This is a genomic window from Paenibacillus sp. LjRoot56 (genome assembly GCF_964253335.1).
In the GTDB taxonomy this organism is placed as follows: domain Bacteria; phylum Bacillota; class Bacilli; order Paenibacillales; family NBRC-103111; genus Paenibacillus_E; species Paenibacillus_E allorhizoplanae.
Map to the genome: position 1 here is coordinate 214422 of NZ_CAXURV020000003.1, position 16676 is coordinate 231097.

The 16676-nt window shown below is 45.3% G+C and carries 12 protein-coding genes; 4 read left to right on the plus strand and 8 right to left on the minus strand.

Annotated elements, in window-relative coordinates; translation table 11 throughout:
• Window positions 1-17: 17 nt before the first annotated feature.
• The 5 genes from ACSQ8O_RS20010 to ACSQ8O_RS20030 form a co-directional block, all read right to left on the minus strand.
• Window positions 18-3179: a glycoside hydrolase family 2 TIM barrel-domain containing protein gene (locus tag ACSQ8O_RS20010; RefSeq protein ID WP_436243092.1), complete on the minus strand. Its 3162-nt coding sequence runs from the start codon at window positions 3177-3179 to the stop codon at window positions 18-20.
• A 128-nt stretch (window positions 3180-3307) separates the two neighbouring features.
• Window positions 3308-4813 (minus strand): glycerol kinase GlpK, encoded by a 1506-nt coding sequence (gene glpK / locus ACSQ8O_RS20015; protein WP_436243093.1) that lies wholly within the window; start codon window positions 4811-4813, stop codon window positions 3308-3310.
• Window positions 4814-4815: 2 nt separating this feature from the next.
• Window positions 4816-5757, minus strand: coding sequence for a transketolase family protein (locus tag ACSQ8O_RS20020; RefSeq protein ID WP_436243094.1), 942 nt, complete (start codon window positions 5755-5757; stop codon window positions 4816-4818).
• The gene (locus ACSQ8O_RS20025; RefSeq protein WP_436243095.1) at window positions 5758-6603 is read right to left on the minus strand and encodes a transketolase; all 846 of its coding nucleotides are present in this window, start codon (window positions 6601-6603) and stop codon (window positions 5758-5760) included.
• Window positions 6604-6619: 16 nt separating this feature from the next.
• On the minus strand, window positions 6620-8053 hold the full coding sequence (locus ACSQ8O_RS20030) for an L-fucose/L-arabinose isomerase family protein (RefSeq protein ID WP_436243096.1): 1434 nt from the start codon (window positions 8051-8053) through the stop codon (window positions 6620-6622).
• Window positions 8054-8325: 272 nt separating this feature from the next.
• On the opposite strand from ACSQ8O_RS20030, the gene ACSQ8O_RS20035 reads away from it, so the two are divergent.
• Genes ACSQ8O_RS20035 through ACSQ8O_RS20045 form a run of 3 tightly spaced genes read left to right on the plus strand, consistent with a single transcriptional unit; the run spans window position 8326 to window position 10819 of the window.
• A complete protein-coding gene (locus ACSQ8O_RS20035) occupies window positions 8326-9375 on the plus strand; it encodes a LacI family DNA-binding transcriptional regulator (RefSeq protein WP_436243097.1) in 1050 nt (349 codons plus the stop codon).
• 14 nt (window positions 9376-9389) lie between these two features.
• A complete protein-coding gene (locus tag ACSQ8O_RS20040) occupies window positions 9390-10508 on the plus strand; it encodes a fatty acid desaturase family protein (RefSeq protein WP_436243098.1) in 1119 nt (372 codons plus the stop codon).
• The gene (locus ACSQ8O_RS20045) at window positions 10499-10819 is read left to right on the plus strand and encodes a MocE family 2Fe-2S type ferredoxin (RefSeq protein WP_436243099.1); all 321 of its coding nucleotides are present in this window, start codon (window positions 10499-10501) and stop codon (window positions 10817-10819) included. The genes ACSQ8O_RS20040 and ACSQ8O_RS20045 overlap by 10 nt, the downstream gene beginning before the upstream one ends.
• 84 nt (window positions 10820-10903) lie before the next feature.
• On the opposite strand, the gene ACSQ8O_RS20050 is transcribed toward ACSQ8O_RS20045, so the two are convergent.
• Both ACSQ8O_RS20050 and sigK read right to left on the minus strand, forming a co-directional pair.
• Window positions 10904-11572, minus strand: coding sequence for an ABC transporter ATP-binding protein (locus ACSQ8O_RS20050; RefSeq protein WP_436243100.1), 669 nt, complete (start codon window positions 11570-11572; stop codon window positions 10904-10906).
• A gap of 85 nt (window positions 11573-11657) precedes the next feature.
• Window positions 11658-12359, minus strand: coding sequence for an RNA polymerase sporulation sigma factor SigK (gene sigK, locus ACSQ8O_RS20055; protein ID WP_436243101.1), 702 nt, complete (start codon window positions 12357-12359; stop codon window positions 11658-11660).
• Between the two features lie 198 nt (window positions 12360-12557).
• Here sigK and ACSQ8O_RS20060 point away from each other — a divergent pair, with 198 nt between their 5' ends.
• Window positions 12558-14579 (plus strand): S-layer homology domain-containing protein, encoded by a 2022-nt coding sequence (locus ACSQ8O_RS20060; RefSeq protein WP_436243102.1) that lies wholly within the window; start codon window positions 12558-12560, stop codon window positions 14577-14579.
• A gap of 130 nt (window positions 14580-14709) precedes the next feature.
• Here the strand turns inward: ACSQ8O_RS20060 and ACSQ8O_RS20065 are convergent, their stop codons facing one another.
• On the minus strand, window positions 14710-16452 hold the full coding sequence (locus ACSQ8O_RS20065) for a cadherin-like beta sandwich domain-containing protein (protein ID WP_436243103.1): 1743 nt from the start codon (window positions 16450-16452) through the stop codon (window positions 14710-14712).
• Window positions 16453-16676 lie beyond the last annotated feature (224 nt).

A 16676-nucleotide genomic window follows, 5' to 3' on the forward strand; every position in this document is an offset into this window, starting at 1 on the left:
TATTATTTATATTATTCCTATTGTCTGTTACACGAAATAGGATTCCCGTCCGCTTGCAACTCATTGCCTGAGAATGGCTTCAGTCGAACCGTAAATTCTGTCGATTCTGGGGCAATCAGATAAGACGGCAAGGTAGGGGCATAGCCGCAGCTATGATTACCAAGACCCGATTGTCTCCAATCGGCATTGATTTCCACTTCGCCGAGTTGGATCAGATCATAATGATGCTTGGCTTCGCTCAAAGACTGGGTTGAATATCGGCTTGCACCAACTTGCCCGAGTGGTGTCCCCGCTCCAGCAATAAGCAGTCCAACGCCGTCTACGTCCGCGACAAAGGCCCAGCGTACGTCCGCTTTGCTTCCACTCTCTTGTGGCTTGATATATGGCACGAATTGCTCATCGACTGTCCCTTTGTACACGCCAAGCTTCCCGCTGACTTTACGATCGGCGTAACATTCGTGTGGACCCCGGCCGAACCATGAGAAGCGATCGAATCGATTAGGCATCGTGAACCGAATACCAGCTCTGGGAAGAGGAGGTAGTCCTTCCTTCAATGGTTCAAGTCGGTTCTCCAGCTTCACTTCCCCGCTGCCGTAAATCGTGTATAGTTGCTCAACTTGGAATATTGGCCGAGAGCCCTTTACGCTGAGCACGGAAGCCGTCTTGATCTGAATGGCGGAGTCCTCCTTCTGCGTACATAACTCGACACTGCGAACGTAGGCGTCAAGTTCATGATAGCCTGCATCACGCCACCGCTTCGCCAGATGGACATCATTGTCGACCGGTGCCCGCCACAAATTGATGCGAGGTCCTTGCGTAAGCAAAGATACACCTTTATAATCCCAGGCAGTAATTTCTCCGTTCAGCTTATCGAACATCAATGTGAAGACGTCGCCATCGATGCGAATGATTCGATCGTACTCCGCAGCTGAGACTCCGGCCAACACCTCCGTATCGGCGGCAGATTCCGAACTAGTCGAATTGTTCAGTGGCACGTCCGCCCATGCCACCTCGTGGCCTGCCTGCGCCCATTCCGTGGAATCGCGCAGGACGAAGCTGACATGCAGCCAATATTCACTGCACCCATCCGCCGGGCTCGTGCAGAAAGGAATCGTGACGAGTTCCTCTCCTCCTGCCGGAATATCCAGCGACGCAAGCTTCCCTTCCTCTAGAAGGATGCCGTCACGATACACACGCCAATGGATGGCAAGATGCTTCAGCGAAACAATATCATAACGATTGCCTATCCGTAAGACACCTTGCTCCGGTAGTACCGGATGGACGGTGACCGGTTCAATCGCCTTCTTGAATTCGATTAAAGCGGGCTTGGGGCTGCGGTCGGGGAACAGCAATCCGTCAATACAGAAATTGCCGCTATGAGGCTCATCACCGAAATCGCCACCATAGGCGTATTGGAGGCTTCCGTCGCTTGCACGGCGGCGAATCGCGAGATCTGTCCACTCCCAAATCAAACCACCACAAAGACGGGGGTATCGGTAGACGGTGTCCCAATATTCCTTCTGATTGCCCAGTGCGTTGCCCATCGCATGCCCGAATTCAACCATCAGATAAGGTCGTGTCTCCTCCTTCTCCCCCTCGGCGATCAGCATGTCTACCGAAGGATACATGGAGCTGATGATGTCGACGATCGGTGCATCCTTAGCACGTTCGTAATGAATAGGACGCGTCGGATCCGCTTCTCTCGTCCATGCAGCCATGGCGTCGTGATTGTCACCATAGCCTGACTCATTCCCGAGGGACCAGACAATGACGGAAGGATGGTTCTTGTCCCGCTCTACTAGACGAGCCATCCGATCCATGAATGCCTCCCACCACTCAGGATCCTCAGCCAACCGGCTTTCATAAGCAGTCTTCTCGTCGGGATTGTTGATCCAACGACTGATCTCTCCGAGAAATACACAACCGTGCGTCTCCAAATCCGCTTCGTCGATGACGTACAGCCCGTATTGATCGCACAGATCGAGCCATCGCTCGTCGTTCGGATAATGAGAGCAACGAACGGTATTAATGTTATGCTGCTTCATCAGCGTAATGTCACGAACCATCGCCTCCATCGTTGTCACATGACCGAGATTTGGATCGAATTCATTACGGTTCACTCCACGAAGGATGACCGGCATGTCGTTGACGAGCAGCCGTCCTCCCTTCACTTTCACTTCCCTAAATCCAACTGTATAGCGATGTGCTTCAGCCACCTTACCTTCCGCATTGGTCAAAGTCAGCAGGAGCTTATAGAGAGCAGGCTGCTCAGCCGACCACAGCTCAGGGTCACTTATTGGAATCTCAGCATGGACGACAGCTTCCCCACGAGGAGCAAGCGCAGTGGTGGCAAGCGTTACGCTTGCCAGTTCAAGCGCCGGTCCGAGCAGAACCGCATGAATGCCGCAAGACTCTCCCAATCGGTCAGATCGATTCGTTAAGGTGATGGCAAGCTCCAACAAACCTTCCCGGTACGTCTCGTTGAGCCGAGTCCGAATGCGGACGTCGAACATATGCACGATGGGGACGGATAGCAGATATACGTCCCGAAATATCCCGCTCAGCCGCCATTTATCTTGATCCTCGAGATAGCTGCCTGTCGACCATTGATAGACGCGTACCGCTAGCTTGTTCTCCCCAGAGCGGATAAAAGGTGTAATATCAAATTCCATCCGATTATGGCTGCCTTGACCGAAGCCGACTTCCTCGCCGTTCACCCACAAATGAAAGGCCGCATCCACACCGTCGAACGCGAGAATGACAGATCTGTCGATCCAACTGTCAGGGATGATAAACATCCGAGCATAGCAGCCCGTCGGATTCATCTTCGGAATGAACGGCGGGTCAACCGGAAACGGATACTTGCTACTGCTGTATAAGGGGACACCATAGCCGTGTAACTGCCAATTCGACGGAACCGGGAGTGTATCCCACGCCTCGCAGGAAAACGTTTGTTCATAAAACCGTTCCGGGGTTTCGAACGGGTTCTCAGCGTAATAAAATTTCCATTCTCCATTCAAACATCGATAATAAGGGGAGGCCGTTCGATCGTCCACTAAAGCCGCTTGGGCATTTGCGAACGGGATTGATGCGGCCCTGGGACGCTCTGCGTTTAGCTGCAATATGTTTAAATTTTCAAAATCGGGCAAACTGGCAATGCTGTTCCTAGTATTATCCATACCATTCCTCCTGCTTACATATAAGCGGACTTATTCAGAAATCGTCATGCCTCAGGTAAAATCAACGAACATTTTTTAAGATGTATGGATATATGTAAGCGCAATCATTAGATTCGGCATTGCAACGCTCAAGTCTCATTCTTTCTCAATACAGAAACTACAGCTCTGTTCCAACCTGCCCTGTACACATCCCGCAATTCCGGATCTATCAATGGCAAATAGGTCTGATTAATTGATTTCTCAGTCTTTACTTCTTCCCAAGAGGGCCAGAATCCGATGCCGACACCACCAATATACGCGGAACCCATAGGCGATAATTCAGCAACTTCTGATTTAACGACTTTCTTGCCAAGCAGATTGGATTGGAATTGCATCAAACCTACATTCTCAGATGCTCCACCATCGGCACGCAATTCTTGAAGTTCAACACCTGTTTCATTCTCTATCAGATTAACAGCATCATTGACCTGATAAGCTATACTTTCAAGAGCTGCCCGAATGATATGGGCTTTGGTTGTTCCTCGATTCATCCCAGTAATTGAAGCCCTAGCGTAAGAATCCCAATAGGGTGCTCCGAGTCCAACGAAGGCCGGAACTAAGTAAACGCCTTCACTATCTGGAGCTTCTTGAAGCAATTCCTCCATTTCGTCGAAAGTACGGAATAGTTCAAGATTATCACGTACCCATGACAAGCAATCCCCAGAGGTGCGAATAACAGCTTCAACGGCATACGTTACTTTTCCTCCTATCCCCCAAGCGATTGCACTTACTAATCCGTTCTCAGCTTGAACCGGCTTATTACCCACATTCATTAACACGGACGTCCCCGTGCCATAGGTTGCTTTAGCCATCCCGATATCGAGGCATTGATTTCCGAACAGGGCTGCTTGAGAGTCTCCAATGACACCCGTAATTGGTACACGATTTTCGCCAAATATAGTTGGGTCTTCTGTGTACCCGAATATATCATCTGATGATTTAACCTCAGGAAGCAAGGTGATTGGAACCTCGAATAGGTTGCAAAGCTCTTCATCCCATTCTAGTGTATGAATATTAAATAGTGATGTACGGCTTGCATTGGTGTAATCCGTTGCATGTACGTTACCTTCAGTCAACTTCCATATTAACCAGCTGTCCATGGTTCCAGCACGAAGATGTCCTGCAACCAGCTTATCCTGGATTCCCTCCACATGCCCAAGAATCCATCGCCATTTTGCAGCCGAGAAATACGGATCCAGCATTAAGCCGGTTTGGGATCGTACCCTATCCTCAGCACCTGCCGCCTTATAGGCTGCACACAGATCTGCTGTCCGTTGGCACTGCCATACAATGGCATGATAGACGGGAAGACCAGTCATAAGGTCCCAAATGACAGCTGTTTCTCGCTGATTCGTAATCGTCATGGCGGCAATAGCCTCATAACCTATCCCAGCGGAACGTATAGCTTCATGTGTTGAGTGTTTTACATTGTTATAAATCTCCATCGGATCTTGTTCAACCCAGCCAGGTCGTGGATAGAATGTTGTATGTGAAACCGTACTACGCGTTATTATGGCACCCTCACGATCAACGATAAGTGCCTTCGTTCCAGATGTACTTTGATCAATAGCCAACAAATATGATTTATTCATCATACTTACTCCTGTTTACCAAGCATTTTTAATGCGATTTGCTTAAGATTACTTTTGCTTATTCCATAATGCTCGAATACTTCCGCACTTTTGCCAGCAATCGCTGGTTCATCTGGAATTCCGATAATACGCATAGGAACCGGATGGTTTTGAACAACGACTTCAGCTACAGCTGCACCTAGTCCACCAAGAACGCTGTGTTCTTCTACCGTGATAATATGTCCTGTTTCTATGGCAGCTTGTATAATTGATTGTTCATCCAGCGGTTTAATGGTGTGCATATTAATGACCCTGCATGACACGCCAACCTGCTTTAACGCTTCATGTGCATCAAGCGCTACACGAACAGTTTCTCCAGTGGCAATTATTGTGATATCTGTACCTGCTCGCATCCTTACTGACTTTCCGATAATAAATTCGTAATCGTGAGATTCATACACATCATCGACGGCATTACGGCCTATGCGAATGTAAACTCCGCCGTTATGATTTACGAGCGCTTCTGTCATACGTTTTGTTTCATGTCGATCAGCAGGCAGGATAACCGATAGTCCTGGAATTGCACGTGCAACTGCAATATCCTGCACAGAATGGTGAGACATTCCCAATGCGCCATAACTAACTCCACCGCTAATACCAACCAGCTTTACATTAGTTCCCGAATAGGCAACGTCCACTTTGATCTGCTCAATACTTCTCATACTCAGAAAGCAAGCTGGTGAAGTCACGAAGGGCTTTTTACCGCTATGAGCAAGTCCTGCGGATATCCCCACGATATTTTGCTCTGCGATACCGACTTCAACGAATTGATCTGGGAATGCTTTAGCGAAAGGTGCCATCGCTGCGGATCCCCTTGAATCACTAGCAAGCACCATAATGTCACGATCATCTTTAGCAAGCTCGAGCAGTGTTTCACAAATGACTTGGCGGTTAGGGATTGTATTCATTTAACGTATCTCCCCCTTCTGTTCATATAACTCCAAAGCTGCAGTTAACTCTGCTAGCGCTCTCCCTAACTCTAACTCATTCGGTACATGATGATGCCAGTGAGGGACATTCTCCGCAAAGGAAACGCCCTTGCCTTTCACGGTATTCGCCATGACTAATGTTGGCTTACCTGCTACTGCTGGAACTGCTGCAAATGTTTCAACTAAATCTTTCATATCATTGCCATCGATTGAAACAACGTTCCACCCGAATGCTACCCATTTATCTTCAAGTGGGTCCAGCCCCATAACCTCTTCTGTTGACCCACTAATTTGCAACCGATTCCGGTCAATAATAGCAATTAAATTATCCAATTTATAATGAGCGCCTGCCATAGCTGCTTCCCAAACCGAGCCTTCTGCTTGCTCACCATCTCCCATAAGACAAAAAGTCCGATAGGACGCACAATCACGTTTAGCAGCAAGGGCCATTCCTACCGCGACTGCCAAACCATGGCCAAGTGCTCCCGTGTTCATCTCGATACCAGGCACTTTGTTATTCGGGTGACCAATAAGCTTTGTGCCAAATTGGCTGAATGTGGCTAGGTCTTCTTTTAGGAAAAAGCCTCTATCCGCAAGTATGGACCAAAGGGATTCTACGGAATGACCTTTGCTCAAGATAAACCGATCCCTATCTTCAGCTTTTGGATTCATAGGATCTATGTTCATAATGCGATAATATAAGGCAGTCAATATGTCTGTATTGCTAAGTGAGCCGCCGGTATGGCCTGTTTTGGCAGTCGCAATCATTTGAAGTAAATCCATTCGTATTTGTGTTGCTTTGGCTTGCAGCGCTTTGATTTCCATATTTACTTCCTCCTCCTTACAAGCCCTTGCCTCGTAGCCATGCTTGAATTTCACTTTCTGTTGGATCTACAGGATCCGGTGTCAGCCCAGGAATATATTGACATGCCTCATATAGTGATGGAATCACGTTCGCATGAATCCCAACAGAATGATGCACATAAGGTCCTTTGACTAATTTTTCTTCCCAAAGTGGCCAATCATTGACTTCTACCCATACATATGAGCCTCGTGTATACGGCCCTTGTATGCCTTGAGCACGCCCAAGAAACAGTTGATAATCGCCATGATCTCCATCGAACCTAGCCAGCGTCATACCGCCGCCTTTAATTTCTCCTTCATGTGTTCCAGGTGCATGATCATCGAACAAAAAGTGCTTGCGTAGTTTAGGTTTCTCTTCTACAGAAAGTGATACTGGGAAGTTACCACAATGGAAGAGCAATTCACCATTGGCATTCTCCGGATGCCGGACCGTCAAATCAGCGAAGAAAGTTGGAGCTTGATTCATAGCAGCAGCTTGCACCATTGCCGATGTAATCGCGCCATGTATGTCTGTCTCGCAAGTTACTGGAATTTGTTCATCTGTCAGAATCGCATTGGCTAAGCAAGGCATGATACCCATGGCTTCTTGTAAAGAAGACCAGCATTGAATGGCAATAGCTGTACTACCTGTTTGCAAGGCGTATTGTTTCATCGCTACCTTCAGTGCAGCGATCCGCTTTACATCCGCTTCCGACACTTCTGTCCAATCCAGTTTTGCTTTAATGTAATCGATAGCTTGAGCTAATTCAGAGGAATTTCCGTTCTCAACACGTTTAGTTGCTCGCTGAATATCTACGAGTGTAATTGGAAATAGCTCAATGCCAAACCGTTCCAGCAACTCGCCTTCGTTACACATCATTGTCCAAAATGAAGAGGGCCTTGGACCAATTTGCAGAATGCGAAGTGCGCGGAACTGACGAACAACATTAGCTGCTGAAATAAAATTCGAAAACCCTCTTTCAAACACAGGGTCGTTCACACGTGTATTCGTTACATAGGAAAATGGCACATTAAAACGCCTTAGTACCTTACCTGTAGCAAATAATCCACACTGCGTATCGCGAAGCCTCATCCCGTCTTCGAGCGGTGCCTCATCACGAGGGCCCCACAAGAGCACAGGTTTTCCTAGCGCTTTACCTACACGCGCAACGGTATCCTCCGTTCCAAAGTTACAATGCGGGAAGAAAACAGCATCAACATTCTCCTGACGAAATCGATCGATAATGAGATCAGCGTTAATATTGTCGTCGTATAGAAGACCTTCTGAATTAATTCCCTCAAGATCCACGATGTCGATATCGAGCCCGAAGCTTTGGATCTTCTCCTTAATAAGGACTTTGTACTTAAAAGCGTCTTCTGCACTAAAGACAAAGCGTCTTGTAGGTGTGTAGCCAAGTTTTAACTTTTTCAAATTGTATGCCTCCATTTTGTTTAGTTGTAAATTTAGTTTTATCCAGTAAACAAAACTAAAAAATCACCTTAATTTGTTTAGTGAATATTTAATTAAATATGATGTAAAACAAATCTAACACGGCGTTTTTAACGCGTCAATCACAATTTTAGTTTAATTTTAGTTTATTTTTATATAATTTTTAGTTACATGCTATTCACCTATTGTACAAAATTTCAATCTGTTATAAACTAAACTAACTAAACAACTTTAGCGAATGGGGATTAATTAATATGAAAATGGAAGACATCGCTAAACTAGCAGGCGTGTCCAAATCAGCTGTTTCGTTTGCTCTTAGTGGGAAACCTGGAATTAGCAATGAAACTCGAGAGCGTGTTCTTGAAATCGCTCGAGAAAACGGCTATGCACCCAAGCCGAGATTATCAGCAAATGAAGGCTCTGTGAAATCCTTAACATTTTTAGTGTTTACGAATTCAGGGATCGTCCTCGAAGCGTACTACCAACAACCTTTCTTTCGAGAGTTGATTCATTTCATCGAAGAACGATGTCGCGCCAAAGGTTACTCCTTACTTTTTTCAACAATCAATATGGCCAACTTTGAACAAGAAATTCGGACGTTTTCTGAGGATAATCAAAGTGATGGTGTCATTGTTCTTGGTACAAACCTAACCTCAGTTGATATATTGGAAATCGCAAATCGGCTAAGCCCTCGACTTGTCGTACTTGACAACTGTTTTGATACATTACCTGTTCATTTTGTCGGGATCAATAATAGGATGGGTGCTTATCAAGCGGGGGCTCACTTATGCAAATTGGGGCATCGTGAAATCGGATATATAGCTTCGAATGTTCATATCCATAACTTCGAGGAGCGAAAAGAAGGTTTTCAAGAAGCACTGAAGGCATATGATAGGCAGATCAATCCAGAACACTACTTTTCTGTGGCACCGACAATGCTTTCATCACAGGATAATCTGAAAGCCCAAATCAAATCTTACTTGGATACAGGTCGTAACCTGCCGACTGCTCTTTTTTGCGAATGTGATTATATCGCTATTAGTGCAATGAAGACGTTAACTGAGCTTGGTATTCGGATACCTGAGGAAGTTTCCGTTATTGGATTTGATAACATTACAGAATCACAAATCATTTCACCTGAGTTAACAACTATCCATGTTGAGAAACAGCGAATGGCTCAATTAGCCGTAGATTTAGTTATTGAATCTATCGAAGTAGGGCTAGAAATAACATCCAAAATCAGGGTCGATACCCGGTTTGTTGAGCGACGTTCTTCGCACACGATTATGGCAACCACCTTATAGTGGAGGAGATTATCATGAGTATTCAGACAAGTTACCCAAGAGATTACCGTCTTACAGGACCAGAACGAGAACGTGCCATTGAAAAAGGACTATCTTCAGCAGAATGGTACAGCAGTCCCATCCCTCGCAAACGACTCAAGGAACTTATGCAGCGCCGAGATGGACCTGCGATTCGGGATACACTCATCTGGTTCGCTCTCCTGACTGCTATGGGAATATTAGCCTATCATTCGTGGGGCACCTGGTGGGCACTCCCTGCATTTTTCCTATATGGCATCCTCTACTCCTCTCCAGGTGATTCGCGGTGGCACGAATGTGGTCACGGAACAGCATTCAAAACTTCATGGATGAATGAGCTTATCTATCAACTCGCATCCTTCATGGTACTGCGTCCCGCTACGCCTTGGCGTTGGAGTCACACGCGGCATCACACCGACACATACATTGTTGGTCTAGATCCAGAGATCGCTCAACCACGTCCACCTGTGTGGCGTATTATTGGCATGGAATTTCTACATTTATACGGCGGACCCAAGGATATGAAGCGCATGTTCTTTCATTGCTTTGGGATTGTGGATGAGGAACAACGAACTTATTTACCACCATCTGAATTTCGTAAAACGTTCTGGGAAGCTCGTGTCTATGTCCTCATATTCTTAATTGTCATTGGACTTTGTATCTTCACTGGAAGTATTTTACCTGCAATGTTCATTGTCCTTCCTTCTTTTTACGGTGCTGCATTAATGCTGACTTTCGGTCTATTACAACACCTCGGTTTACATGAAGATGTTTTAGACCACCGCTTGAATTCACGGACAATCTATATGAATCCCATTTTCAGATTTCTGTATTGGAATATGAATTACCATATTGAACACCACATGTTTCCTATGGTGCCTTATCATGCACTGCCTCTGCTGCACGAAGAACTCAAGAAAGACTTTCCTCTGCCGAATCGAAGTGTGTGGGAGGCAGTCAAGGAAGTAACGGATGCCTTGATTCGTCAAGGCAAAGATCCTGGGTATACAATTCAGCGTATTCTTCCAGTCACAGCGCAGCCTTACAAGTATGGATTAGCGAAGTCTACTCCAACAGAGGCGGAAATTATCGGGAGGGAATTAACATGCAATTAGAAGGTTGGATTGAAGCATGTACAGTGAATGACATTGAGCAAGAGGATGTGATTCGGTTCGATTACGAGAACCGAACCTTTGCCATTTATCGCTCACAGGACAATGGCTATTATGCGACTGATGGCTTTTGCACACACGAGAAGGTGCATCTCGCTAATGGACTCGTCATTGGTCATTGGATTGAGTGTCCGAAGCACAATGGCCGATTCGACTATACGACTGGTCAGGCCAAAAAGAGGCCAGCATGTGAGCGATTGACTACCTATCCTGTACAAGTGGTAACAGACAAGGTGTACATTCAAATAAACTAAATAAACTGCTGGCATAAGCTTGTATCAACAAAAAAATGGACTGCTTTAAAATGAGCAATCCATTTCTTTATTCCTGTATGTTTCTTACAACAAATGCCCATCCCTAAACCTCACAACCCGTCTCGCCTGCTCCGCAACCTGCCGATCATGCGTAATCACAATAATCGTCCGCCCCTGCTCATTCAGCAGCCTGAAAATATCCATGATCTCCACACCTGTCTTCGAGTCCAACGCCCCCGTCGGCTCATCCGCCAAAATAATCGGCGGATTGCCCGCCAACGTCCGTGCAATTGCTACACGTTGCTGTTGACCACCAGATAACTCCGACGGAAAATGCTTCCGACGATCCAGCAGATCAACCGCTTCCAATGCTTGAAGCACCAGAGGCTCTCGCTGTTTCCTCGACAACCCCCGATAAATCAACGGTAACTCCACATTCTCATACGCACTTAACCTCGGCAGCAGGTTAAAGCTCTGAAAAACAAACCCGATCTTCCGATTCCGAATCTCGGCCAATTGTGAATCCTTCAGCGAGTGAATCTGCTTCCCATCGAGCACATACAGACCTTCATCCGAAACGTCCAAACAGCCGATGATGTTCATCAGCGTGGACTTTCCTGAGCCCGAAGGCCCCATAATAGCAACAAATTCGCCCTGCGCGATGTCTAAAGAAATATCGTCTAGGGCGCGGATTGTCTCCCCGCCCATATGATAAAATTTGCTTACATGCTCAATTTGAATTAAGGCTGTCATTGTCTTCGCCTCCATTATTTGATGCCAAATGAATGAAGAATGCGATTTAAATCAATGTGTACTAATTCAAATGAAATCAATTCTTTTACCGCTTCGCCTTATAAAATTCATGATAAAGCTTCATTAACGCCCGCTTCTCAATCCGCGATACATACGAACGCGAAATCCCCAGTTCCTTAGCAATCTCCCGCTGCGTCCGCTCTTCACCGCCAAGCTCCAAACCAAACCGACCAACGACAACTTCCTTCTCGCGGTCGTCCAAAATTTCCAAATTGCGATAAATTTTCGACTTCTCGATCTTTAACTGTACTGCATCCACCACGTCGTCAGCCTCGCTGCCAAGGATATCAATCAGCGTAATTTCATTCCCCTCTTTATCCGTTCCGATGGGATCATGCAAGGATACATCTTTCCGCGTTTTCTTCAAGGAGCGCAGATGCATTAAGATCTCATTTTCAATACAACGTGCTGCAAAAGTCGCCAGCTTTGTGCCCTTATTCGGCGAGAAAGACTCGATGGCTTTGATTAGCCCAATCGTCCCGATGGAGATCAAATCTTCCAAATCTTCCCCCGTATTGTCGAATTTTTTCACTATATGTGCCACAAGTCTTAAGTTATGCTCAATCAGCTTATTTCTGGAGTGCTCATTACCTTCTGCCATTTGACGCAAATGTAATTCTTCTTCTGCCTCGGTAAGTGGTTGTGGAAACGCGTTGTTCTTGACGTAGGACACAAGCAATGTAAGCTGCTTAATCAACATGGCAATCGTACCAAACAATCCTGGCATTCCAGCTACCCCCTTGAGCGTATTGCGGAGCATGTTGGCTTCGGTAGCCTCCGCTGTTTAGATTAGTATTAGTCTATGTGGGTTAGAGCCTAGAAGTGCCTGTACGGAATAACTTCCTTGAATATGTTCATATTGAATAATCCTCATCGACATGAAATAATCAATTTAATATTTGTAAAATAAAGGGAGAGTGTCCACTTGAAGAATGTACGTTTCATAGGCGGTTTACTCGTATTTTTCATGAGTTTCGGGTCGACTGCCTTACCTGTTTCAGCTCAACTCACGATAGATCCTGTGCAGACGATTACGCCGATTACGAACCTTAATCCTAACATCAAGGACCTCATAATTTTTCAGAATTCTAGCTTCGTACAATTAAAATGGAAAGCTCCGACAATCGCATTATCGTATATCGGTACTCCCACCGTTGGTGCTGACGATACCATTTATTTCACTTTTACAATACTGGCTGGAAACGGGATTGCGGCACATTCGCCTGACGGGACGAAAAAATGGCGAATTGCAATCAATGAACAGATCTTAACATCACCTGCCATTGATAAGGATGGCACCATCTATGTCGGTACTGGCCGAGCCAACGAGCCAGGCAAGCTGATGGCATTTCGAGCAGATGGTTCATTGAAATGGACTTTCACAACAGGCGATCAAGTCGCATCTGTACCGATTTTTGGGGTGGACGGAACGATTTATGTCGCATCTAAAGATGGCATTCTACATGCTCTAAATCCTGTAGATGGCACAGAAATCTGGTGGTTCGATCTGGAGGTTAAAGACCAAGCGAAGCTGGATCTTGGCCCTGATGGCACCATTTATGCAACCATGGGTACCAAATCACTTTACGCGCTCAAGCCAAATGGGACAAAGAAATGGACATTTCCAATAGGCGGGCTAGCAACATCAACACCTACTATCGGGTTAGATGGTACCATTTATGTTGGATCTGATGATCATAAGCTTTATGCCGTTTCACCTAACGGGACTAAACAATGGGAATTCGATCAAGGCAGCATCATATATGCGCCATCTGTCGGTCAAGACGGAAGTGTTTATTTCGGATCAGAAGATGGAAAGCTCAACGCACTATTACCTAGTGGAACGATAAAATGGCAATTCGCTGCAGGCGGCACGATCACCCCACCACTTATCGGGCCTAATGGACTTATTTATACCAACTCATCGGCAAATAAAGCCATTTACGCGCTTAACCCAGCCGGTACCATCCAATGGCAATACAAGATTGCCACAAACGAAATTTTACCGTTATTCATTGGACATGATGGGACCCTCTACGAAGTATCTACGATATTTGCCGATCCGGATGAAATTAAGTCCGAGGGCTTATTAGACCTGTTTGTTTTGTACATGTACGCGCTCAAAGTTCCTGTAACAGCCATAACGTTAAATAAAACCACACTCAACCTTCGAGCTGGAGAACGAGTCTCACTCAGCGCCGCGATTTCACCCAGTTATGCATCCAATCTCAAAACAACTTGGAAGAGCAGTAATCCAAACATTGCAGCAGTGGACAGCAACGGGCAAGTCAGTGCACTCATCCCCGGTACAGTAACAATTACTGCAACTTCCGGAGATGGCTTATCTACGCAGAGCAAAATTACTGTCACAGAAGTAACAGGCCCTGCAACGACTACAACCGCAGATACAAGTCCCTTTACAGACACGAAAGGACATTGGGCAAGTCCTGAAATTAATACAGCCTACGAACGAAAAATTGCAAGCGGTTATCCGGACTTCTCATTCAAACCGAATGCTAGCGTTACACGTTCTGAGTTTACTGTTATGTTAATGAATGGTTTGAAACCTAATTCAGACGGTGTACCGCTCACTTTTACGGATACGAACCTGGTAGAAGATTGGGCGGTAAAATCAGTCAAACAAGCCGTTCAGCTTGGCCTGATCAGTGGCTATCCCGATGGCACATTCCGACCGACAGCCAACATTACCCATGCAGAAATGATTTCCATGGTCGTCAAAGCCTTGGGTCTCCCCCTAATGGCAGGTATCCCAACAGGCTATTCCGATGATGCCGACATTCCAGATTGGGCTAAGCCAGCAGCAGTCATTTCTAGCAAAAACAATCTACTTGGCGGCACCATAGGCAATAACTTCGCCTCATCTATGCTTGCTACTAGAGCGGAAGCCGTTACAGCCATTGTTCGAATGCTTAATATAAAGCCATAGCTAATAAAACCTATGCCCCCTAAAATAGACTTAGAAAAACCCCCGGTTAATCTAAACTATTTTGGTGGGTTTTTGGCATGGAAAAAGAGACACCCCACTGGATGTCTCTTCCTACAAAAGTACTATTATATTAATCCCACACGATAAAATAAGGATCTATCTGTTGCAGTAACTGTTCAATTTGTCCTCTACTTAAATCAGTTCTTTGTTGCATTGTCAAAAGGACATCAACCATATCGCATACTTCGTCATTATTTAAATCTGCCAACACGATGGGCATACGATTTACGAATACTTGGTAATTTTGTGTGCTGCCATCCTGTGCGGTTACCGTAATTTGAATCGTATTCATTCCTTCAACTAGTTTCGCTACATCATAGGTGTAAGCTTGATCTGCAAGCATATTATATACTGCACCCGTTATCGTAATCGTTTGGTAGGAATCTGCCGGGGCGAGCACGATTTGAAGTGTTACAACCTCATTGGGCACTTCTACTACATAGTCCACTTGCGATGACTCAAACCCTGGTGTTAACGTACCTTGAGTTATAGTTAGATTAGACAACAGGGCATTGCTAGATGGTGAATTAATGTCTGTTAGCTTTACCTGAATAGTTTTAATGTTTCCTACAACATTTGCAATACGGATACTAATCGTATCCCCTACATTTACGTTAATATTATCGACCGATGTACCCGTTATTGGAACATAATTCAAACCATTAATCGCATACGCCATACCGTTTTCGGTATTATACAGCTTCGCCGTTCCTGGGTTCGTACCCTTGGTCAGCTTTGTGAAAGCCCATAGTTGAGGATATTCATTCGGAAGTTGATACCAATCTGATGCAAAATCCCAACCCATAAAGTTAGCTCTCACTCTCATTTCACTATCCGTTAAACCAGTGCCTTTCCCTGTATCATCTTGGTGCGTAGAACCATTGTTGTAATAGCTGTTGGCGATAATCCTATTGTTCACACCCACCAAACCACCTGCTTGATTAGTTCCACTCACAGTCCCTGTGGTGTAGCAAGTAGTGATTGTTCCATTCATATTAACGCCAACCAAACCGCCAATCTCATAATTTCCATTTACATCAGCAGCCGCGTAGCTAGTGGTGATCGTTCCATCATTAAATCCAACCAATCCGCCAATAGCATGATTGCCATTTATAGATCCAGTAACATAGCTGTTGCTAATGGAGCCGAACCTATTGTGTCCAGCCAAACCACCAACAACCCAATTACCCGTTATATTTACATTTTCCAATCTCATATTCGTAACCGTACTACCTGATTCTAGTTGACCAAATAAACCAACAAAACTATCACCTGACCTATTAATGGTAAGTCCCCTGATTATGTGACCATTGCCGTCTATATTTCCTCGAAAAGCTGAGCCATCACTGCCTATCGGCAGCCAACCGTCCCCCTCGTTGTATGGACTAACATTTAAATTAATATCATTGCTCAGTTTAAAATATAGACCCGGCTGCAAATTATTCCTTACTTTATCAAGTTGCTCAGCAGTTGAAATTTCATAAGGTTGTTGCTGCGTTCCGTTTCCTCCTGCAAATTCATCCAGATACTCACATAGTTTAACTACCCCTGGTGCAGGATCACCTTGCCTAAAAGTCCCCGTGTTACATGCCACTCCATCGATGAATCTAGCATATACAAAATTGGCATTAACCCCGTATCGCACTAATTTCTCTCCTGTAAAGTGACATTCTGCCCCTTCACCAGCACAGTATACCCAATCGTTACCCGCCGCGGCTACATTACTGCTCCCACCAAATATCCCGATCGTTCCAACCAATACCATCATCCATACAAATAGGATAACCATTCCTTTTTTTAACGTGGAACGCATGATTATTTCCCCTCCAAAGCTATTAAAACTCTCTGACATACTTATTTCTAAAATAAAGCCAGTACTAGACCCCCCGGTGCAAATATGCGACTTTATACCTACTATCATATCACATCCCCCTATTAATAAAGTAAATAGTTTGTCAAAATAAACCACTAATTATCGATATCATTTGTCAGATCTCTACGCAAAAAAATAAGCCCCTTTTCGGGGCTTATCCAAAT